The 243-nt window shown below is 44.0% G+C and carries 1 pseudogene; it reads right to left on the bottom strand.

The features are described from left to right. Positions 1-243 (bottom strand): annotated as a pseudogene (locus AAEZ02_RS23305) (ATP-NAD kinase); the annotation flags it as partial.

Here is a 243-nt window from a genome sequence, read left to right as displayed (position 1 = left end):
GGTTTGATCTTTTATTAAATCAACGCCAAGCAACGTATTCTCAAGTCCCATTTCTTCCATTATGGCCTCAACGGTTGAGCCGCTACCCATTATATAAAATGTGTCTTCATCCATTTGCGATACAACATGCGCAGCAATGTCGGCAAGTACGAGTTCGTCGGTTTCTTTGCCGCCATTTTTAACCGCTTGCATATAGCGTACTTCGCTAGGTGTTTGCATTTCGCCGTAGCGCTTTGCTTTTAC

It is taken from the genome of Shewanella sp. T24-MNA-CIBAN-0130 (genome assembly GCF_040310185.1).
Lineage (GTDB): Bacteria > Pseudomonadota > Gammaproteobacteria > Enterobacterales > Shewanellaceae > Shewanella > Shewanella psychromarinicola.
This window is presented reverse-complemented; position numbering and strand designations above follow the sequence as displayed.